The organism is Methanosalsum natronophilum, assembly GCF_024808815.1.
In the GTDB taxonomy this organism is placed as follows: Archaea; Halobacteriota; Methanosarcinia; order Methanosarcinales; family Methanosarcinaceae; genus Methanosalsum; species Methanosalsum natronophilum.
Genome location: NZ_JANUCS010000001.1, coordinates 261,523 through 281,314 on the forward strand (window position 1 = coordinate 261,523; position 19,792 = coordinate 281,314).

Below are 19,792 nucleotides of genomic sequence, written 5' to 3' on the forward strand. Positions count from 1 at the left end.
CGATTCAATTCATATCTATTTTATTCAGTCTTCTTCAGTCTCATTCTCTTCATCGGGTTGTTTTGCTATAGTAACCATTGCAGGTCGAATCACTTTTGTGTCCAGCTTATAGCCTGTTTGACATACATCGACAACTGTGTTCTCAGGGTGCTCATTACTAGGCACTTGCATCACAGCCTCATGCATATGAGGGTCAAACTCTTCACTCTCACAAATAATCTTTTCAACACCATTCTTCTCAAGGATATTGTAGAGTTGCTTGTATACCATCTCTACACCTTTCACAACCGATTCAGTATCACTGGCATCTTCACCAGCTTTAAGTGCACGTTCAAAATTATCCACTACATCAAGCAGTTCAAGCACGAACTTTTCAACTACATGATTCTTGTACTCTTCCTTCTCGCGTAAGCTCCTCTTCCTAAAGTTCTCGAACTCAGCAGCAAGTCGCATCAACTTATCATTCAGTTCCTGGTTCTCAGCTTCAAGTCGTCTATATTCCTGAACATCAACAACATCTTCACCTGTATCTTCGCGCTCAGAACCGTTCTTTTCTTCACTTAGATCATCTGAACTCTGTTTTTTGTTATCTTTATCTGAATCACGGCTTACCAATTATAATCCCTACCTATACTGATGTAAGTCACTCTCATTGCTAACGTACACTAATCGACCAGTTAGACGGGACATTGATTGTTTGTAATTCTATAAATAGTTTACTGTTTTGGCAGGACTTATCTAAGACCTCTATCAAACAAAAAAAAGGGAACCGTGCCATTTAGTGGTTCTATCATACAAGTGTTTCTTGCATTTTCTGGGATAATAGTTTGATGAGTAGCATACTCGCGATCATACATATAGCCAACGCTGAAACTATCTGTTCCCACCCTACAGCCTGCATTCCACCATCTAATGCGAACCTAATACCTCCAAAGAAAGATACACTAGCAAATGTTATACCAATAGAAACGATTAGACCTCCAATAAGTGCACCTGCCTGTTCAGCGCCCCTGTTCTCAAAGAATACAGAACCCGCAATAAAAACTATAGCAAATATCAGTAGAATTAGCGGGAATGGTAGTGGGCTTACACCGTTAGATATAATGAACATTATTCCAAGCGCTACACCGATCATGAAAGTTGCCATTAGTGTAGAAACTGAAAGCGCTTGTACAAAAGGGTTCTCTGATAAGAAACTCATATTCATCCTCCTCAAAAGAAATACATCATCTGAATGTTATATATTTGTTATCACAGATATTGTTGAAATATCTTATATATTGTATAATAGTATTTCTGAACTTAATGAGGATACTAATCGCTGAATATGCAGTTGCCGTAGATAAATCAAGGTCATCCAGCATCCTAAGAGAAGGTAAGTCCATACTTTCGACACTAGTTACCAGTTTTACACGTTGTGGACATGAAGTAGTTTATCCATCTGCTGGTATTAAGATTGGTGCAGGTACTCCCTTAAATTGTGATGACGAATCATTCGAATATGTGATCGAACAAGAATCAGGTCGTTGCGATTTCGGGCTTTTGATCGCACCTGACCATCTTCTTGCAAAATACACAAGACTTCTAGCAGAGAATACAACTAATCTTGGCTGTACTCCAGACACAATTGAACTATGCTCGGATAAATTGGAATGTACACGAACATTAGCACGAAATGGTATCAATGTTCCAAAGATATATTCTACAGGAGATTCTGGCCAGTGTGTGATAAAACCGAGATATGGCTGTGCCAGTGAAAATACTATACTATCCAAAACACCCGTCATTGAAACCGATCGTATCTGTACAGAATATATCAGTGGTGATAATCTTAGTGTCAGCATGATAGCAAGTAATAATAATTCATTATCTCTGGCAGTGAACCGACAAATGATGGAAATCGATCCAAACTCCCATGAATTCAAGTATAATGGTTGTTTAACCCCAATATCCAGTTCAATGAATCAGGAACTGTTCAACATCTCAAGCACTATCTCATCGATCATGGGTTGTAATGGGTATATTGGTATTGACTTTATTGTAAATGAGGATGGGGTAATCTACGTGCTCGATATTAATCCAAGACCTACCACTTCACTTGTTGGGATCTGTGCAGTGATGGAGGAAGAGATTGGTGAACTTCTGCTGAATAGCATTCATGAAACTTTACCGAATAAGGTTAACTTCAATGGCCAACATTTACTCAAAATCGAGGACATTTAATGACAAGATTCATAGGAATTGATATAGGTGGTGCTAATACTAAACTGGCATCTTCTGACAGTAAGATCAGCGAAATACATTATCTTCCAATGTGGAAAGGTACCGGGTTAACTGAACTCTTAAATGACATTTCAAGTCAGGTTCAGCCTGATAGGGTTGCTATAGTTATGACAGGTGAACTCGCTGATTGTTTTGAGAGTAAGGAAGAAGGTCTAAGATTTATTTCAAACATTGTTAATAAGGCATTCAACTGTCCCGTACACTACATTAACCAATCCGGTGAATTCGCTGAACTCATTAACACTGACATTGACATTTACTCGTTCGCAGCAGCTAACTGGGCAGCATCTTCGCGACTGATTGCGAAGGATATTGGTGACTGTATATTTGTTGATATGGGGAGTACCACAACCGATATTATTCCCATAATAAATGGTCGACATAGTGCACAAACTAGTGACCTGAAACGGTTATGCAAAAATCAATTGGTCTACACGGGTATTCTGAGAACGAATGTTGCTACACTCTTATCAAACGTGAATTTGGGTGACTGTGAGTGCAGGATAGCTTCTGAACTCTTCGCTACAACTGCTGACGTGTACAGATCACTTGAAAATATTGGTAATGAAGATTATATCTGTGACACTGCAGACGGTGCTGGTAAAGAAAAAAGAGATTGTTTTAGGCGATTAGCAAGAATTGTCTGTGCCGACCTCACAGAAATTTCACACGATAATATCATATCAATCGCAGAGCAGGTTAAAGAAACTCAAAAAGATATTATAAGTACCGCTATTACTAATACTGTAAATGAGTTTGGATTAACTAAAATAATCTGTGCTGGCATCGGTGAGTTCTTGTTAAAAGAGATATGTATTGATCAAAACCTTGACTTCGAGCTCAGTTCGGATCTATGGGGTTCTAAGCTATCTGACATGTTACCAGCTTATGCAGCAGCTAGGATATTGGAGATGGAATATGATACATCTACTCAAACTCGGCGGTAGTCTCATTGCTGAAAGTCCCAGAATACTGAAATATTTGAACAAGACAATCAATCCTGATAATAAAGTGATAATAGTGCCTGGTGGCAGTATCTTTGCAGATAATATCAGGGAAATTGCAGAGGAATATAATGTCAATGACAGTACTGCTCACTGGATGGCAATACTGGCAATGGAACAATATGCATATTACTTAGCCGGAAATGTGGAAAATATCGAATTGGTTCATGATACGACCCAAATAACTTCTACCATTTCTATTCTATTACCTTACACGTACATTAGAAAAATGGGACTGGCTTCTAAATTACCACAGAACTGGGATATTACTTCAGATTCGATCACTGCAATGATAGCACATGAACTTGGGCTTAACAAATTCATTAAAGTTACTGATGTTGACGGGATTCTTGGTTATAATAATGATAATGAAGTGATAGAACACATCTCCACCGCAGAACTGAGTAAAATGAACAGTAGTTGTACTGATAAGCATTTACCGATATTCTTAGAACGATATAGTATGCAATGTATAGTGGTTAACGGGAAGTATCCGAATAGGATAGCACGTATAATTAATGAAGAAGTTGTTCTAGGTACAACAATATATCCACATAATAATATTCAAACTGTATAATTTAATTCATTCATACCAATATTCGGGTTTATCCATTGCATTCGCACAAACTATTCTTCCTTTCGGATATTCTTCAAGTCCTTTAGAGTTCAATGACTGTACCATCCACGCATTGGATTGATGTGGTTGTAATGTGTACGGTGGCATGAACCCGAACCCTGACGCATTCGGCACAAACCCGAACCTAGGATAATATCTTTCATGCCCTAGAACAAACACTAACTCAGCACCCATTTCATGTAACCTTTTCAGTCCTTCCTCAACTAAACTTGATCCTATACCCTGACCTTGATACTCCGGTCGTACTGCTATTGGTGCTAGTATATAAGTAAAAGGAGAAGGTTCATTCGATTCAATTAAAGCTTTAGTGAACAATATATGTCCTACAGGAACCTCATCTTTGAATGCTAGAAGTGATAGTATAGGTTTTGCACTTTGATCATCTAAAAGGTCAAGTACAAGTTGTGGTTCCACTTCACTCCTAAAAGCTTTCCTCTCGATCATCATGATAATTTCCGTATCAAAATCATCTGATTCACGAACATGATTGTTCTGATCACTGTTCATATCATATCAACAAAGTATGTTAATCTTCACAACTTATAACAGTTACTGAGCATATATTCTAAACTTTTGGATAAAAGTTAAATCCAGTTAATATACACCTTATTCTTTCGCAATCTTTAAATTACATATTGAGAATTAAGTCAAATCATTAGAGATTAGATTACATTTAGACTAAATTCATTTGAATAAGGAGATAATTATGGCAAAAGCACAAGTAAAACACTGTACATCATGTGCAGTAACTCTTGCAGATAACGGATTTGTAAGGTTCCCATGTCCCAACTGTGGAGCTGAACTAGGAAGATGTGTCGACTGCAGACAACAGAGTAACGTATACTATTGTCCATCCTGCAATTTCAGGGGACCTTAAATTAAGAGAGGTATTTTTATGGGTAAAGTAGCAGCAACTATCAAGATCATGCCAGAAGGTGTTGAGACCGATCTTAAGGAACTAGAAGAGAATATTAAAGCCGCTGTACCTGAAGGAGCTGAATTCTATACTGCTGAAGAAAAACCAATAGCTTTTGGAATAAAAGCATTGATGGTAGTAGTAATGGTTGGTGACCTTGAAGGTGGTACTGAAAAAGTGGAAGATGCGTTCCAGAAAGTACCCGGTGTTGAAAGTATACAAGTGGTCGAAGTCGGTAGACCTATTTGAACACCATCTTAATTAATTGAATTTATTCAATTATTTTCTTTTTTTGCATACATTGTTCAACTCACAAAACGGAGTTCCTTCCGTGAGGGAGGGTCGTTGACTAAATCCTTTCCTTTAGTTTAGGGCTTGTAGATCAGGGGTAGATCGTCATGTTCGCAACGTGAAGGCCGCGGGTTCAAATCCCGCCGAGTCCACTGAAAATCTTTATATAATTTCCTCATATCTCTCATATATCAAATAGCACACAATGTTAAAGCAAATACCGTTTTTCTTATGTTTCCCGAAAGCTTTATTGAAATCTGGGTTTCATAAATAAAAAGATGCTTTTGGCCATGCAATATCTCTTACCATTGTCAGCGACCGTGCCTCGAGATCCTTTGCCCAGCCATTATTTGAATTTCTGGCTTTCCCATACATGGACCATGTATTTTCCTACGCGTTGTCAATGATTTTCTGACTGGCCACGTTATCTGAGATGCAAACTTTAACCATTAATTCAGTTGTTGTGGTCCATGAAACAATGACCCTGCCAATTTCATTGTTTAGTCTTCATAATAGTCACAATCATGTCAATTGACACGAGGACAAATGCGAACAACTGTTTTATTTAGTGATTCAACTGCGTTGTTTGCTTCAGAAGCTGGTACTCCCCATACATTTTTGTTAAAGGAGTCTAATCGAAAGGCAGTGCCTCCGATTATTACCATTAGATACTATTGAGTGTATGTGAACAATATAAAAAGTTTATGTGAAAATTCTTGTACATCCACCCTCGGAATAACTTATCACACATTTTTATTAAAGATAACATCATTATAATATATAAAAACTAGAATATGAGAATAAAATGGATAGAAAACCAATTGTTCATTTGGATATTGAAAAGGTCATAGAAATACATGACTATATTATAGAATTTGACAAAATGCTTAATCCAGATGATTATTTGCCGGGAATACATGAAATTGGTTCTTTGGAAGCTTTGTTTGAGTGGAGGATTCGTCATGAGAATGATGTGTTTAGAAATGCAGCACTATCTCTTGAATCAATCACTTGCCGGCATGCTTTCAGAAATGGAAATAAAAGAACGGGGTTTGCAGTAGCCTATATTTTGCTGGAAGCAGAAGGATATAAAATAATTGCTACCGAAGATGAACGTGTTCAGTTTTGTTAAAAATTGCAAGGTATGAAGAAGACATTGATTTTATTGAAAATTGGCTAAGAGCGAACACAATAAAGATGGGTAAATTAGAATTTATGTTTAATTGGATGCTGAAAAGGAAAAAAGTAGGCCTTATTTATCTTTTCGTCAAAGTTTTAGTATCTTGCATGCCCAAAAATAAAAAAGAAGAAAAGGAAAGTTAATATTACATTTTTGATAAAGTCTTTAGCAACTCTTGATTATCATCGATGAAATTTTCAAGTAAGGCTTTTTCATCTAAGGTCAAATGAGATGTTTTATCGGACCTCTCTTTGAGTTCTGATATTTTTTTACTCATGTTAAACATTTGTTATCCACCTTTTTTATTATTCTACAAATTACATCTATCAATTTAATATCGCACAGCTACTACTAAACAATATTATAAATAATATTCTACGTGGAATTGATATAAAGCTTTCCTATACAAAAATTGAAGTATGATTTATTTTTACTAAAGAATTTCTCAAATATAATCTTATTATATAACACAAATAGTTATTGTGGCCTTTGCAGCCTATCTATTTTCTGCTATGGATCCCTTTTTCAGAAGTGATTTTCTTTGATTTTGATGTCATTGAGATATAGATTATCGCACCTTATTGGTTGACTCTATATTCTTTATTCTGCATGATGCTAGGGCTCCTATACGCATTCCAGAATATGCTAGGACACCAACAATGGCTTTATCTCGGAGATTCTACACGAGTCCAGGAGGGCATCAGATTCCTTCTGTTTGAAGATCTAATGGCTGTAAAGGGGACTCTACCTTACTAAGTTTAAGATTTTTTACCCACTTAGATGGTTCGTCGTTGTGCATCCATCCCATGAGCTTTTTAATAATTTCCTTGTAATTCCAAAGGCTTCCAAGTAAATAATAAGAGTATTGGCAGAAAGTTAACCTTTTACTAAAGTACAAAAAAAGGAATTTTCGCCATACCCAAAATATTCAATGCAATTAGGATAACTTTCATCTATTTTTTTTTGCAAATTCTTTATCGCCAGTCAGAAACTCAACAGGTTTTATATCGGGTAAATTAGTCATCAATTCATAAAAAATTCTCTCATCATTAGGATCTTTAAAATATGTTTCACTTGTTGCTTTTTTTATAATTTCTAGGTTGTCGTGGTTTAAATGTATCACATTACCGTTGGGGTGCATCTTCTCTATTTTAATGTATAGTGTTTGTGCATAACGAATTGCAAGTTGAGATAAAAAAGAGGGAAGTTTCAAGCTATCGTTATTTTCTAAAAAAACAATGATTTCATTATAAACCAAATCTAGAAAATTAGATGTTCCAGGGTTACTTGTTTTTATTTTTTTGAACGCTAAAATTAATTTTTCTTGGTATTCCATCTGGTTTACCTTTTTATCCTGAAAATTAGGTAAAAATTGGATGATTTCAACTATTATCTGATTAATTTTATTTCTAAATATTGTTTGAGATTCTTTCAAGACACTTGTGCACAAAATTAACTGATTATCTCGTCTGGTTTCCATTAATGTAGAAGATTTGTCATTGAGTCTGTCTTTAGGATTTACTAAAGCAACTAAAATATTTGAATCTATAGAGAAATTCATTTTAAACCACTAAAGCTTCAAAAATGGCATCTTTTTCTGTTGGATTTTTTCCTTCGCTGTAGTTATATAATGTCAAACCTGACAAGAAATTATTAAGTTCTAGAAATGAGACTTTATTTCTATGAAATGCTTCAATGTAAAGTAATGAAAAAATCAATTCATTCCAAATAGTAGAATTAATTAATTTGTTCGGTGGTGTATTTAAAGCCGCTTTTATCATTTCTTGAATTAAATAAAAAATTTGATCAAGTATTAACAATTGGGAAATATTTTCATTATCTTCCCAAATTTTAAAATTTATTTCATCTCTTATAGATACAATTCTACCATTGAGTTTCCTCAAAGAAATCTTTAAAACATGGTGCATTTGCTTTTGCTCTATATTTAATCTTCTATGATCCAATTCTTTAAAACTATCTTCGATTTCATTTAGTTCAGATATTTTTTTTTCTAAAACTTCAATGAAATCTTTATCATATATTCTATCTACAACAATATCAGTTAAAACATCTAATATTTTTTCACGTGTTTGAAAATCAAAATTTGAAATCTTATTTATTTCTTTTTCAAATAAGTAAGATTTATGCATGGATCTTAGATAATCAATGCCACCAACAACAGGTCTAACTATAAAAGTAATTCCATCAAACATATCTGTAGCGAAACTACTTAAGATAGAATTTATAGACTCAAAATCATCAATGCAGTATTTTTCCATAACATTTACATGTTTAATTTGTATTAATTTATAGGTTTCGCACCGGTTTATCTCAAAATTCCTTCATCAAATGACAAAAATAACTCAATAAGTTCAACTAACGTTCATGTTAAGCTCGAACACATCTTTAAAGTTCTTGACCAAAATATATTTTTCAACTTCCACCTTAAAGAGCACATTATCTTTAGAGTGAACAAAATCAGCAAGTTCAGGATTCTTTTTGAGGTATATCTCAAGGAAATCTGGTAGTTCTTCACTTCCTAGTTCAGTGCAAGTACCTATTACAGTAACTGCAATAGCATCAGAAAAATCAGTTATAGAGTTCTTCCTCGAATCTAACAGTAATGATACTTTAGGATTGTTAGAGATATTGTTATACTTTTGAGTAAACATATTTGTCGAGAACAGGATATGTTTCAAATCAGCTGTAACTGCAACCGCAACTAGGTTGATATAAGGTCTATTATCATGGTCACAAGTTGCCAGTGCAGCTAATGAATATGTATCGAACAAGTATGTCAAATCAGCTTTCATTATTATTTTCCTTTAAATCCTAGAATGAACAACATTTATCACGCTGAAGTAAGAAGACCACCGTTTTTAAACGGTGGATGAATTAAGTCCCCTATTTGAACTTCCGTCAATGTATTTCTTAATTGTTTCAGCAGATACTTGACCATGTGAACCAATATAATAACTTGGTGACCAAAGATGATTACCCAAAAATTCTTTTTTTCGTAGTTCAGGGAATTTCTGGAATGTTCTCTTTGCAGTGACACCTTTAATTATCTTAACGATATCAGTAGGTGCTATGAACGGTGGTGCAGATATGAAGAGATGTATATGTGCGGGCATGACTTCAAGTTCAAGTATTTCCCATTCCTTAGAATCGGCAATAGTTCTTATCTGATCATCGAGAAATTGTTTTAATTCATCATTCATAACTTGTTTTCGATATTTAGTACACCATACGATATGATAATTGATTTCATATACAGCAGAGCTTGAATAAGACATATTCTCCTATAGGCACGAAAGATATTTAAATGTTTTTGACCTATAGATATTTAATGCAGAAATCTTATAAGTTCAGATTGTATCCTACAAAAAAACAGGAAGTGACTTTGAATAAGACACTTGATGTGTGTAGACATATCTATAACGAATTTCTTGCAGACCGTAGAAAAGCATACGAAAGGTGTAATCAAGGATTGTCTACTATGGAACAGTTGTATCAGGTTCAGTATCTTGAATTTGATACAGAAGTACATTCTCAGGTAAAGCAGGATGTAATTAGAAGATTAGGGAAATCCTTTGATGCTTTTTTCAGACGATGTAAGAACGGAGAAGCGAAAGTAGGTTATCCTCGTTTCAAAGGGAAGAAACGATATAACAGTTTTACCTATCCCCAATCTGGTTTTAGTATTTCTGGAAAGAAGTTGAAGCTATCAAAGATTGGAAAAATAAGGATAGTTCAGCATCGAGAAATTGAAGGTAAAATCAAAACTTGTACTATCCGCAAAGATGGGAAACAATGGTATGTCACATTCTCTGTAGTCATTGAGAATAATGTTGAACCTGTTGAGCCTGTTACCTTTGTAGGTATTGACGTTGGACTCAATTCTCTGGTAACATTGAGTGATGGTACTCAGATAGATTCTCCAAAATATTATCGCAATACAGAGGATGAATTAAAGAAACAGCAACGTAATCTTAGCAAAAAAAGGAAGTTTTCTAATAATTGGAAGAAACAATGTGACAAGGTAAACAGATTACATCGAAAAATTCGCAATCAGAAAAATGATTTTAACCATAAACTAAGCAGGGAACTCATCAATACCTATGATTTCATAGCTTTTGAAGACCTGAATGTAAAGAACATGGTTAAAAATTCAAGACTTTCAAAATCAATACATGATGCATCATGGAGTAATCTAATTCAGATTACAAAATACAAAGCGGGAGAAGCTGGTAAGTTTGTAGAATTAGTCAATCCATATAATACATCACAACTTTGTAGCAAATGTGGTCAGAAAGTCGAGAAAACACTTGCAGTAAGGGTACATAATTGTCCATACTGTGGATTAGTTCTTGACCGTGACCATAATGCCGCTATCAATATTCTCAATCGTGCTGTAGGAACTACAGTTCAAGCCTGTGGAATTGAGTCGTTGGATTCGATGATGAAGCAGGAAGCCACCATATTCATAGGGTGGTAGTTCACAACAAAACTGTTGGTGCAAAAGGATTTGAGGTTAAAACTGAATAATAGTATTAGTATAGGAGATAAATGTAAATGAAAGAGAAAGAATTTCCAAGACCAAAAGTTCTTGTTAGTAGATGTTTGGAGTTTGATAATGTTAGGTATGACGGTAAGGTCATACCTTCAAAAATAGTTAAAGACCTTGAACCTTATGTTGATTATATCAAAGTATGTCCCGAAGTTGAGATCGGATTAGGTATTCCACGAGATCCTATCAGGATAGTGAAAACTGATGGTGAATACAAATTAATGCAACCTAAAACTAACCGCGATGTGACTAAAGAGATGGATGAGTTCACTGATAAATTTATCAGCGACCTTCCAGAAGTTGACGGTTTCATATTTAAATCGGGGTCACCTACTATAGGTATTCGTAACATCAAGGTCTATTCAGGTATAAAAGATGCACCTGTAATCGAAAAAGGTAGTGGATTCTTTGCTAACAAAGTATTAGAGAAACATCCTGGATATCCTATTGAAGAAGATGATAGGTTAAGGAACGATAAGATCAGGCACGATTTCCTAACATACCTGTTCACATTCACACAATTTCGAAGATTGGCAAAAGATATGTCCTTTCCTGACCTAAAAAAATTCCATTCTCAAAACCGGTTCCTGTTCTCATCATATAATGAAGAGATTTTTAATGAACTTGACTCTATAATTGATGGATATAGTAATGAGAGTTCGGTTAATTCCTTGTATTCTGGTTATGAAGAGTTACTTAAAAAGTTATTCACGTATCATCCGAGTTCACAATCTTATATTAGTGTGGCAACCAAACTATTCTCAAACTTTTCAGAAACTGTTCCTGATAATGAAAAAGAACATTTTTTCCACATATTGAAAAAATATGAGAATAATTTAATTGGAATCCAGGGTTTACTTGAAGTACTCCAACTATACACTATGAGATACGATACAAACAATATTATCGATGATAAACTGTTCACACCCTACCCACCAGAACTTCAGTCCGCGATAGATGAAAAGAGAGATAAAGATTATTGGAAATGATATTGATATTTAATTAATTTTAATTGAAATTGAAAATATCAAACTTATTTCCTATCTTTCTCATTTGCTAATAATTGGAATCTGCTGTTGGAATCTAAAAGTTCAGAATATGTACCTTCAGCTGTGATCCGGCCTTTTTCTAACATATATATCTTATCACAGTTCTGTATTGTATTGAACCTATGAGCTATTATTATCAATGTTTTTACTTTAGCTAACTTATTCAGTGCATCAACAAACGCTTTCTCAGTCATACCATCAAGTGAACTTGTAGCTTCGTCCAGAACAAGTACGTCCGGATCATGGTAAAGTGCACGTGCAATACCTACTCTCTGTCTTTGCCCACCACTCAACCTCACACCTCTTTCACCAACAATAGTATCATATCCGTCCTGCATTTCCTCCATTACAAAATCATGGATATTAGCTATCTTTGCAGAACGTATAACTTGTTCCATGTCAATCTGGTCGTCAGGTATTCCAAAAGCAATATTATTCTTAACTGAGCTATTGGCTAGATAGATATGTTGCGGGACATACCCCAAGTTCTTTTGCCATGCTCTCAGATTAGATTCGGTTATCTTGGTATCATCGACATAGATAGTACCTTCCTGGGGTAATAGTAAACCTAATATCACATCAACTAGGGTTGTCTTCCCTGCACCGGTGGTACCCACAACAGCTACTGAAGTACCTTTTTTAACAGAGATATCAACACCATCAAGGGAATTGTGGGTACTGTTAGGGTAACTGTACTTCACACCTTCAAGTCTAATCTCTTTCTCCAGCTCAATGGTCTCCGAAGGTATCTCTTCGATGTTAATGTTCTGATACTGAAATATGTTTTCAGCATTCGCCATTTCTTTCCTGATATTATCAATTGTATGATAATTGAACCTGACTTTAGTTACACCATCGTACACTTTTTGGAGTGATGGGAGTAACCTATAACCTGCAAATGCGAAAAGGCTCGCGATTGGTATCACATTACCTACATCTCCATACAATAAGTAGAGTATAAGTATAAATGCAATTATACCACCGAAAGCTAGTGTTTCTAATAAAAATTTAGGAAGTTCTCCGATTACTTTATTTTTCGCCATAGTATCCGCATAAACCTTTGAAGGTTTGGAAAACATTTTAAGATAAAACAGTTCATTTCCTTTCAGTTTAATATCCTTGATACCACCAAACGCTTCATTGACTACACTAAACCTTTCCTGATTAGCATTCAATCGACTTTTCCCACTTTTCCTGAGCTTATTTCTAAAAAAAGTGTATATCAATCCATAAATACCACCAAAGATCAGTATAGCAAACAGTGTAGCATATGGACTCACAATAAATATACTACCAATGATAGTAAGTGAGATGATAACACCACTTATAGCGTGGAGCAGCGGTATCATGTATCCTGTTGTTAGTAACTGTACCTCAGATAATATGTTCTTACTCACATCAGCACTGTTCTTGCTTAAGAAAAAAGGATAGTTCTGGCGAAGATATATGTCCAATAATCTTTTCGAGATCGAATGATTATTAGCCCACACAAATTTTGCTTTGTACCAAATAGTAAAGGCAGATATTGCATTACTCACAATTAATAGAGTCAATGTTGCAGATCCTAAAAAAATAATGAAGTCCGAACTCGACGTGAATCCGAGTTCAGTATATATTAAGTTTAACCAATAATTCTCCTCAATAATGTTCGGGTTGGTTATAACGTCCATAAAAGGAAATATGGATACAACACTTACCGCCTGAGATATACCTGTAGCTATTGTCAAGAACAATAAGATAACAAAGCCTCTAAGTTCCTTTGGTGTGAAAATATCTTTCAGTTTATTAACAAAATTGAACATCTTACAGGTTACCTCATCTTATATGCCAAAAGTTCTTGGAATCAGATTAAATTAGTATCAGTTTTCTTGTGTTCTTATTCACATTAGCCCATAAAAAGGTATTTGTTAGTTTTGAGATCAATATATGCAATATTTGATATACTTTTAATATTCTCATTGTAAAATAACCATGTCCTCTGATAATTGGCAGTTCTGGATCGATAGGGGCGGCACTTTCACAGACATTGTTGCAATGGACCCCAAAAAGCAAATCATTACACATAAACTCCTCTCAAACAATCCTGAACAATACCAAGACGCTGCAATCCAGGGAGTTAGAGATATATTAGGAATAGGTGAGAATGATTGTATACCATCTAATCATATCAATACAATTAAAATGGGGACAACTGTTGGGACTAACGCATTATTAGAACGCAAAGGTGAACCCACTGTCTTTGTCACTACAAAAGGATTCAAAGATCTGTTAGAGATAGGGTACCAGAACAGACCCGATATTTTCGCGCTCAATATAAAAAAACCTGAGCAGCTCTATAACGATGTCATAGAAGTTGATGAGAGGTATGATAGTAATGGTACTGAACTTGTTGGAATAGATGAGCGTAAAGTACACGATGACCTCAAAACAATATTCAATCTTGGTATTAGGTCAGTTGCTATATCTTTCATTCATGGTTACAAGTATCCAGACCATGAACTGAAAGTAGCTGAAATTGCAAGAAATATTGGTTATTCTCAAATATCAGTATCACATGAGATCAGTCCCTTAATAAAACTAGTTAGTCGTGCTGAAACTACTGTAGTTGACGCGTATCTATCCCCAATACTAAAAGAGTATATTAATAAGATCAAATCCACACTTCAACAGAATAATGGTTCAGGACCCGACCTCCTTTTCATGCAATCTAACGGTGGGCTGGTGAATGCCGATGAGTTTAGGGGTAAAGATTGTATTCTCTCGGGTCCTGCTGGGGGCATTGTTGGTGCAATACGAACATCTTCTCTTGCAGGGTTTGATAAGATCATTAGTTTTGATATGGGTGGTACCTCTACAGACGTTGCACATTATAGAGGAGAACTTGAATGCAGTTTCCAGACAACCATCTCAGGAATACATCTCCAATCACCTATGATGAAAATAGATACTATCGCAGCAGGTGGCGGGTCAATATTACATTTTGATGGTGAAAAACTTAGAGTAGGTCCAGATTCCGCGGGATCTGATCCGGGTCCCGCATGTTATCGAAGAGGTGGACCTCTAACTGTAACTGACTGTAACCTCATGCTGAACAAAATAATTCCTGACCATTTCCCACATGTTTTCGGACAAAGTGCAGATATGCCATTAGATCCAGAGATAGTTGTTCAGAAATTCAGTGCCATAACAGAAACTGTAAATCGAGATAGTGGAAAACAATACACACCTGAATCACTTGCAGAAGGTTTTCTTGATGTGGCTGTCGAGAACATGGCTAACGCAATAAAGAATATCTCTGTACAGAGAGGTTACGACGTCAAAGAATACACATTATGCTGTTTTGGTGGTGCAGGTGGTCAACATGCATGTAAAGTCGCGGATACTCTAGGTATAACTCAGATATTCATTCATCCCTATGCAGGTGTCCTCTCAGCATACGGTATCGGTCTTGCTGATCAAAGAGAGATACTTAAAAGGTCCATTGAACAAATATTAAGGACCAGTTCTTTGAATGAAGTAGTAGAAATAGTATCCGAAATGGAAAACGAGGGTAGAGATAAGCTCATCAAAACCGGTGTTTCAGAAGATCGTATCAATACAATAACTAAACTACATTTGAAATACAAGGGTTCTGATACAGCTCTTTTAATAGACCTTCCAAAAAAAGCTGACATTGATCATATAATAAGCCAATTCAATTCTAAACATAAACAACAGTTCGGTTTCATCCAAGAAGATACTCCTCTAATAATTGAAACCGTTTCTGTTGAGATCATTGGTCGATCAGAGAATATTGAGGAAAAAAGCTATCCTGCAAAAAGGAATTCAAAGCCCATTCCAATAACTCGAACTGAAATGTATTCTAATAACAAATATCATGATACTCCAGTATTCCTTCGTACTGACCTGGAGCCTGGTACTGTAATAAAAGGTCCCTCAATTATAATAGAAAATAATTCTACATTGGTAATAGAGCCTGGGTGGACAGGAGAAGTAACTCAATACAACCATCTAACACTTACTCGTACTTCTTCTAAACAAATAAAATATGATATTGATACGACAGTCGACCCAGTTATGCTGGAAATATTCAATAACCGTTTCATGTCAATTGCTGAACAGATGGGATATACACTCCAGAACACAGCACATTCAGTCAATATAAAAGAACGACATGATTTCTCATGTGCACTATTCGATCAAAATGGAAATCTTGTTGCAAACGCGCCACATATACCTGTCCATATAGGATCAATGAGCGAATGTGTAAAGGCCTTAATTTCCACTGATGAATTTAAGGGTAAGAAAGGTGATATATACCTCCAAAACTCACCATACAACGGTGGAACTCATTTACCAGATATCACAGTAATTACACCAGTATTCGATGAGAGTGATCGAATATACGCATACGTGGCATCAAGAGGACATCATGCAGATATTGGTGGTAAGTCACCAGGTTCAATGCCACATGATAGTACTACAATACATGAAGAAGGGATTCTGATAAAGGGTATGCGAATCGTTGAAAACGGAAATTTCCATAAAAACGATTTGGTGGACACACTAAGTTCAACCAACTATCCTGCAAGAAACCCTACCCAAAACATAGCTGATATCCAGGCACAAATTGCAGCTAATGAAAAAGGAATAATTGAACTAAAGAAGTTAGTTGATAGCTATTCTAACAAAGTAGTTCAAGCTTACATGAACCACGTACAAGATAATGCTGAGAATGAAGTGAAAAAGGTCATTGATACATTAAATGATGGGACATTCTCTTACAAGTTAGATGATGATAGTGTTATATGTATTAAACTGATAATTGATAAGATTCGTAGAAAAGCAATTATTGACCTCAACGATACTACACCTCAAGTTCCAACTAATTTCAATGCACCTCTTGCAGTATGCAAAGCAGCAGTGCTCTACGTGTTCAGGACACTTGTTCAAACAAGCATACCTCTAAATGACGGTTGTTTAAGACCAATTGATATAAGGGTACCTAAAGGGTCCATGTTAGATCCAGAATATCCTGCGGCTGTAGTAGCTGGAAATGTTGAAACGTCCCAATATATCGTGGATACACTGTTTGGCGCATTGGGAATACTTGCAGCATCCCAAGGTACAATGAACAATTTCACTTTCGGTAATCACCAATACCAATACTACGAAACTGTGTGCGGTGGAGCTGGGGCAGGTAAATATTTCCATGGCACTGATGCAGTTCATACTCATATGACCAATTCAAGGATTACAGATCCCGAAATACTTGAATTAAGGTATCCTATAATACTAGAAGAGTTCAGTATCAGAGAAAATAGTGGTGGTCCTGGAAAATATAATGGGGGGAATGGTGTTACCCGAAAAATACGGTTTCTTGACAAAATGTCCGCATCCATACTCTCAAGTCATAGAACATATCCACCATTCGGGCTGAATGGAGGTTGCAGTGGTATGAAAGGTAATAATCTTGTTCTTCGAGAAAATGGTACTTTGATACAACTTTGTGGTAATGATAGTATTACTATGTACCCTAACGACACGTTCATCATTGAAACACCTGGTGGCGGAGCATTTGGGAAAAAGTAAGTTATCTGTTCAATTAACTTTAATTTAATTGAACTTTAAGTATAGTATTTTCTGATATCAATTTAATAGATACGGTATTGTACTTAGATATCATTAAAAAATGAGTAGAATGTGGTTAATGGCATGGAACGTACTGAGAATCTGGGTCAAGAAAATGTCAGGAGCCTTATTCTAAGATTAGCCACTCCTGCAATCATTGGATTAATGGTACAGGCAATCTATAATCTAGTTGACACGATCTTTATCGGGCGTGGATTGGGTGAAGAGAGTGTATTGGGTATTGCAGGAATTTCAGTTGCATTCCCTGTCCAGATGCTAATGATGGCTATTGCTTTAGGTATAGGGATCGGGGGTGCATCTATCATCTCACGTTCACTTGGCTCAGGTCATCTGGAACATGCTAGGAAAACGTTAGGTAATATGGTAACTATGACAGTTATTACAAGCCTAATATTCACTATCTTGGCCATATATTACCTTGAACCCATACTCTCACTATTTGGTGCATCTGAAACTGTAATGCCTTTTGCAATCGATTATACCTATTATATTGTTCTGGGCACGATCTTTTTCACATTCTCTGCTGCCATGAGTAATGCAATACGTGCAGAAGGTAACATCATTTTTGCTATGATGATACTAGTAATATCAAGTATTTCTAACATTATACTAAATCCCCTGTTCATCTTCGGATTGGGTATGGGGATAACTGGTGCTGCAATCGCTACTGTCATCTCACAACTTATTGGGTGCCTGATAGTAATCTACTATTATTATACGAGTAAAGCAGCAGTAGAACTCGAACTGAACACATTATCACCAGATCTTGGTATTATAAAAGAATCTAGTTATATTGGGACATCTGAAGCTATGTTCAATATAGTTGAAAGTTTACTGTTCCTTCTTCTCAACCAGAGTTTGTTATATTATGGCGGTGACCTTGCAATAGCCGTATTTGGTATTGTGATAAAAGTTTTCATTCTAACCCTAATGCCAATAATAGGTCTAAAACAAGCAATACTCCCAATATTCGGATACAATTACGGTGCCTTGAACTATCACCGTATACGTCAAACATTATCGATCTCGACGTATCTGTCCACAGCCCTCTGTTTCTTGAGCATGATAATAGTTTTCTTAATACCTACCCAGATCATGGGACTGTTCAGTACCGATCCCGAACTTATAGAAATGGGTGTACCCGCACTAATGATATGTTACCTGATGATGCCTTTCATTGGTGTTCAGATAGTGACTACAGCATTACTTCAATCGTTAGGAAAATCCCTGGAATCACTTGTACTGATACTCTCAAGACAACTCATATTCTTACCACCACTTGTGATCATACTCCCACTCCAACTAGGTCTAAACGGAATATGGCTCGCATTCCCACTATCTGACCTTCTAGGATTTCTAGTAGCATTATATATGATGCGAAAAGAGACAAGGTTAATGGAAATTTGAACCTGGATACTTTTTAGGATAAGCTGATAATTTTTGTATTTTTTACCGCTTTTTCCACAAGTTCTTCAATCCCAGCCATCTCTTCCTCATATACAAGAGAATCATATTTCGCATTTACTTCAGGATGTACTGGTACTGCACTACAACATGTAGCCTTCGATGTAGATGGTCGATATGTACCGATATTTCGTGCCAGGTCAATAATATCGTTCTTATCAAGTCCTATCAGTGGATGATATAATGGAATACCTAACCCGTATATCTCAGCATGCATGTTAGCAGCTGTTTGGGATGCCACCTGACCTAATGATGACCCCGTGATTATACCCTGTGCATTTTCCTTTTTCATTATTTCGTAAGAAACACGATACATTGTTCTTTTACAAAGTACACAAGTATTCTTTTTCCCACAATGTTGAATGAAGGAACCTAGACTCTCACCGTGTGGTACCGAATATGTCTTCATAGGATAATTGGGTGCCCAGCTCTGGAGTACATTGATGCATTCGATCGCACGGTTTAGTGTACTGCTATCAGCATACGGGTCATTATCAAAATACACCGGTATAATCTCAACACCCCTTCTCATCATCATCCATGCAGATACTGGCGAATCAATACCACCTGATACCAGAGCTACCATCTTACCCTGAGTTCCTAATGGCAACCCAGCAACACCTTTAATTTTTTCTGTGAAAATATATGCCTTGTTATCCCTCACTTCAATAAAAAATTCTTTATCCGGGTCTGTAAGATCTACTGCAGGTTTTCTACCCATCTTTTCAAGTTTTTCCCATATAGCA

23 protein-coding genes and 1 tRNA gene are annotated in these 19,792 nt (G+C 36.0%); 13 read left to right on the forward strand and 11 right to left on the reverse strand.

Going from position 1 to position 19,792, the window contains the following annotated elements; genetic code table 11:
* Positions 1-24: 24 nt before the first annotated feature.
* Both grpE and J2T59_RS01335 read right to left on the reverse strand, forming a co-directional pair.
* Positions 25-615: a nucleotide exchange factor GrpE gene (gene grpE, locus J2T59_RS01330; protein ID WP_259133264.1), complete on the reverse strand. Its 591-nt coding sequence runs from the start codon at positions 613-615 to the stop codon at positions 25-27.
* Positions 616-790: 175 nt separating this feature from the next.
* A complete protein-coding gene (locus J2T59_RS01335) occupies positions 791-1,201 on the reverse strand; it encodes a heat-shock protein (protein ID WP_259133266.1) in 411 nt (136 codons plus the stop codon).
* 104 nt (positions 1,202-1,305) lie between these two features.
* Here J2T59_RS01335 and J2T59_RS01340 point away from each other — a divergent pair, with 104 nt between their 5' ends.
* From J2T59_RS01340 to J2T59_RS01350, 3 genes are read left to right on the forward strand one after another with little or no spacing between them, the layout of a single operon-like run.
* A complete protein-coding gene (locus J2T59_RS01340) occupies positions 1,306-2,223 on the forward strand; it encodes an ATP-grasp domain-containing protein (RefSeq protein WP_259133267.1) in 918 nt (305 codons plus the stop codon).
* Positions 2,223-3,230, forward strand: a complete 1,008-nt coding sequence (locus J2T59_RS01345; protein ID WP_259133268.1) for a hydantoinase/oxoprolinase family protein — start codon at positions 2,223-2,225, stop codon at positions 3,228-3,230. The genes J2T59_RS01340 and J2T59_RS01345 overlap by 1 nt, the downstream gene beginning before the upstream one ends.
* Entirely contained in the window at positions 3,202-3,864 is a 663-nt protein-coding gene (locus tag J2T59_RS01350; RefSeq protein WP_259133269.1) for an amino acid kinase family protein, read from the forward strand. The genes J2T59_RS01345 and J2T59_RS01350 overlap by 29 nt, the downstream gene beginning before the upstream one ends.
* A gap of 6 nt (positions 3,865-3,870) precedes the next feature.
* On the opposite strand, the gene J2T59_RS01355 is transcribed toward J2T59_RS01350, so the two are convergent.
* On the reverse strand, positions 3,871-4,431 hold the full coding sequence (locus tag J2T59_RS01355; RefSeq protein ID WP_259133270.1) for a GNAT family N-acetyltransferase: 561 nt from the start codon (positions 4,429-4,431) through the stop codon (positions 3,871-3,873).
* A 199-nt stretch (positions 4,432-4,630) separates the two neighbouring features.
* Here J2T59_RS01355 and J2T59_RS01360 point away from each other — a divergent pair, with 199 nt between their 5' ends.
* The 3 genes from J2T59_RS01360 to J2T59_RS01370 all read left to right on the forward strand — a co-directional run bounded on the left by J2T59_RS01360 (position 4,631) and on the right by J2T59_RS01370 (position 5,283).
* On the forward strand, positions 4,631-4,801 hold the full coding sequence (locus tag J2T59_RS01360) for an HVO_2753 family zinc finger protein (RefSeq protein ID WP_259133271.1): 171 nt from the start codon (positions 4,631-4,633) through the stop codon (positions 4,799-4,801).
* A gap of 18 nt (positions 4,802-4,819) precedes the next feature.
* A complete protein-coding gene (locus J2T59_RS01365; protein WP_259133272.1) occupies positions 4,820-5,089 on the forward strand; it encodes an elongation factor 1-beta in 270 nt (89 codons plus the stop codon).
* Between the two features lie 122 nt (positions 5,090-5,211).
* Positions 5,212-5,283, forward strand: a tRNA-Ala gene (locus J2T59_RS01370).
* 375 nt (positions 5,284-5,658) lie between these two features.
* Here the strand turns inward: J2T59_RS01370 and J2T59_RS01375 are convergent.
* Positions 5,659-5,796 carry a hypothetical protein gene (locus J2T59_RS01375; RefSeq protein ID WP_259133273.1) on the reverse strand — a complete coding sequence of 46 codons (138 nt, stop codon included), beginning with the start codon at positions 5,794-5,796 and terminating at the stop codon, positions 5,659-5,661.
* 140 nt (positions 5,797-5,936) lie between these two features.
* Here J2T59_RS01375 and J2T59_RS01380 point away from each other — a divergent pair, with 140 nt between their 5' ends.
* Together J2T59_RS01380 and J2T59_RS01385 are read left to right on the forward strand one after the other, a co-directional pair.
* The gene (locus J2T59_RS01380; RefSeq protein WP_259133274.1) at positions 5,937-6,263 is read left to right on the forward strand and encodes a type II toxin-antitoxin system death-on-curing family toxin; all 327 of its coding nucleotides are present in this window, start codon (positions 5,937-5,939) and stop codon (positions 6,261-6,263) included.
* A complete protein-coding gene (locus tag J2T59_RS01385; protein WP_259133276.1) occupies positions 6,257-6,454 on the forward strand; it encodes a hypothetical protein in 198 nt (65 codons plus the stop codon). The genes J2T59_RS01380 and J2T59_RS01385 overlap by 7 nt, the downstream gene beginning before the upstream one ends.
* A 2-nt stretch (positions 6,455-6,456) precedes the next feature.
* Here J2T59_RS01385 and J2T59_RS01390 read toward each other — a convergent pair whose 3' ends face one another.
* Positions 6,457-6,597 (reverse strand): hypothetical protein, encoded by a 141-nt coding sequence (locus J2T59_RS01390; RefSeq protein ID WP_259133277.1) that lies wholly within the window; start codon positions 6,595-6,597, stop codon positions 6,457-6,459.
* A gap of 323 nt (positions 6,598-6,920) precedes the next feature.
* On the opposite strand from J2T59_RS01390, the gene J2T59_RS01395 reads away from it, so the two are divergent.
* A complete protein-coding gene (locus J2T59_RS01395; RefSeq protein WP_259133279.1) occupies positions 6,921-7,067 on the forward strand; it encodes a hypothetical protein in 147 nt (48 codons plus the stop codon).
* A 193-nt stretch (positions 7,068-7,260) separates the two neighbouring features.
* Here the strand turns inward: J2T59_RS01395 and J2T59_RS01400 are convergent, their stop codons facing one another.
* The 4 genes from J2T59_RS01400 to tnpA all read right to left on the reverse strand — a co-directional run bounded on the left by J2T59_RS01400 (position 7,261) and on the right by tnpA (position 9,607).
* Positions 7,261-7,872 carry a hypothetical protein gene (locus tag J2T59_RS01400; protein ID WP_259133280.1) on the reverse strand — a complete coding sequence of 204 codons (612 nt, stop codon included), beginning with the start codon at positions 7,870-7,872 and terminating at the stop codon, positions 7,261-7,263.
* A gap of 1 nt (position 7,873) precedes the next feature.
* Positions 7,874-8,590 (reverse strand): hypothetical protein, encoded by a 717-nt coding sequence (locus J2T59_RS01405; RefSeq protein ID WP_259133282.1) that lies wholly within the window; start codon positions 8,588-8,590, stop codon positions 7,874-7,876.
* Positions 8,591-8,683: 93 nt separating this feature from the next.
* The gene (locus tag J2T59_RS01410; protein ID WP_259133284.1) at positions 8,684-9,124 is read right to left on the reverse strand and encodes a pyridoxamine 5'-phosphate oxidase family protein; all 441 of its coding nucleotides are present in this window, start codon (positions 9,122-9,124) and stop codon (positions 8,684-8,686) included.
* A gap of 66 nt (positions 9,125-9,190) precedes the next feature.
* Positions 9,191-9,607, reverse strand: coding sequence for an IS200/IS605 family transposase (gene tnpA, locus J2T59_RS01415; protein WP_259133286.1), 417 nt, complete (start codon positions 9,605-9,607; stop codon positions 9,191-9,193).
* A gap of 53 nt (positions 9,608-9,660) precedes the next feature.
* Between tnpA and J2T59_RS01420 the strand changes: the two genes are divergently transcribed.
* Positions 9,661-10,809, forward strand: coding sequence for an RNA-guided endonuclease InsQ/TnpB family protein (locus J2T59_RS01420; protein ID WP_259133288.1), 1,149 nt, complete (start codon positions 9,661-9,663; stop codon positions 10,807-10,809).
* A 77-nt stretch (positions 10,810-10,886) separates the two neighbouring features.
* Positions 10,887-11,870 (forward strand): YbgA family protein, encoded by a 984-nt coding sequence (locus J2T59_RS01425; RefSeq protein WP_259133289.1) that lies wholly within the window; start codon positions 10,887-10,889, stop codon positions 11,868-11,870.
* Between the two features lie 44 nt (positions 11,871-11,914).
* On the opposite strand, the gene J2T59_RS01430 is transcribed toward J2T59_RS01425, so the two are convergent.
* Entirely contained in the window at positions 11,915-13,732 is a 1,818-nt protein-coding gene (locus tag J2T59_RS01430) for an ABC transporter ATP-binding protein (protein ID WP_259133290.1), read from the reverse strand.
* 169 nt (positions 13,733-13,901) lie between these two features.
* On the opposite strand from J2T59_RS01430, the gene J2T59_RS01435 reads away from it, so the two are divergent.
* Positions 13,902-17,522 (forward strand): hydantoinase B/oxoprolinase family protein, encoded by a 3,621-nt coding sequence (locus J2T59_RS01435; RefSeq protein WP_259133291.1) that lies wholly within the window; start codon positions 13,902-13,904, stop codon positions 17,520-17,522.
* 123 nt (positions 17,523-17,645) lie between these two features.
* The gene (locus J2T59_RS01440) at positions 17,646-18,989 is read left to right on the forward strand and encodes an MATE family efflux transporter (RefSeq protein ID WP_259133293.1); all 1,344 of its coding nucleotides are present in this window, start codon (positions 17,646-17,648) and stop codon (positions 18,987-18,989) included.
* 13 nt (positions 18,990-19,002) lie between these two features.
* Here the strand turns inward: J2T59_RS01440 and J2T59_RS01445 are convergent.
* Positions 19,003-19,792 (reverse strand): tRNA sulfurtransferase (locus J2T59_RS01445; RefSeq protein ID WP_259133295.1); only part of this gene is annotated, 790 nt, incomplete at its 5' end.

Excerpts from the sequence above, each read along its gene's own strand:
- J2T59_RS01355 (WP_259133270.1), bottom strand. The coding sequence starts at position 4,431 with ATGAACAGTGATCAGAACAATCATGTTCGTGAATCAGATGATTTTGAT.
- J2T59_RS01365 (WP_259133272.1), top strand. The coding sequence starts at position 4,820 with ATGGGTAAAGTAGCAGCAACTATCAAGATCATGCCAGAAGGTGTTGAG.
- J2T59_RS01350 (WP_259133269.1), top strand. The coding sequence starts at position 3,202 with ATGATACATCTACTCAAACTCGGCGGTAGTCTCATTGCTGAAAGTCCC.
- tnpA (WP_259133286.1), bottom strand. The coding sequence starts at position 9,607 with ATGTCTTATTCAAGCTCTGCTGTATATGAAATCAATTATCATATCGTA.
- J2T59_RS01390 (WP_259133277.1), bottom strand. The coding sequence starts at position 6,597 with ATGTTTAACATGAGTAAAAAAATATCAGAACTCAAAGAGAGGTCCGAT.
- J2T59_RS01360 (WP_259133271.1), top strand. The coding sequence starts at position 4,631 with ATGGCAAAAGCACAAGTAAAACACTGTACATCATGTGCAGTAACTCTT.
- J2T59_RS01430 (WP_259133290.1), bottom strand. The coding sequence starts at position 13,732 with ATGTTCAATTTTGTTAATAAACTGAAAGATATTTTCACACCAAAGGAA.
- J2T59_RS01400 (WP_259133280.1), bottom strand. The coding sequence starts at position 7,872 with ATGAATTTCTCTATAGATTCAAATATTTTAGTTGCTTTAGTAAATCCT.
- J2T59_RS01410 (WP_259133284.1), bottom strand. The coding sequence starts at position 9,124 with ATGAAAGCTGATTTGACATACTTGTTCGATACATATTCATTAGCTGCA.
- J2T59_RS01435 (WP_259133291.1), top strand. The coding sequence starts at position 13,902 with ATGTCCTCTGATAATTGGCAGTTCTGGATCGATAGGGGCGGCACTTTC.
- J2T59_RS01420 (WP_259133288.1), top strand. The coding sequence starts at position 9,661 with ATGCAGAAATCTTATAAGTTCAGATTGTATCCTACAAAAAAACAGGAA.
- J2T59_RS01380 (WP_259133274.1), top strand. The coding sequence starts at position 5,937 with ATGGATAGAAAACCAATTGTTCATTTGGATATTGAAAAGGTCATAGAA.
- J2T59_RS01375 (WP_259133273.1), bottom strand. The coding sequence starts at position 5,796 with ATGGTAATAATCGGAGGCACTGCCTTTCGATTAGACTCCTTTAACAAA.
- J2T59_RS01440 (WP_259133293.1), top strand. The coding sequence starts at position 17,646 with ATGGAACGTACTGAGAATCTGGGTCAAGAAAATGTCAGGAGCCTTATT.
- J2T59_RS01340 (WP_259133267.1), top strand. The coding sequence starts at position 1,306 with ATGAGGATACTAATCGCTGAATATGCAGTTGCCGTAGATAAATCAAGG.
- J2T59_RS01345 (WP_259133268.1), top strand. The coding sequence starts at position 2,223 with ATGACAAGATTCATAGGAATTGATATAGGTGGTGCTAATACTAAACTG.
- J2T59_RS01425 (WP_259133289.1), top strand. The coding sequence starts at position 10,887 with ATGAAAGAGAAAGAATTTCCAAGACCAAAAGTTCTTGTTAGTAGATGT.
- J2T59_RS01335 (WP_259133266.1), bottom strand. The coding sequence starts at position 1,201 with ATGAGTTTCTTATCAGAGAACCCTTTTGTACAAGCGCTTTCAGTTTCT.
- J2T59_RS01405 (WP_259133282.1), bottom strand. The coding sequence starts at position 8,590 with ATGGAAAAATACTGCATTGATGATTTTGAGTCTATAAATTCTATCTTA.
- J2T59_RS01395 (WP_259133279.1), top strand. The coding sequence starts at position 6,921 with ATGATGCTAGGGCTCCTATACGCATTCCAGAATATGCTAGGACACCAA.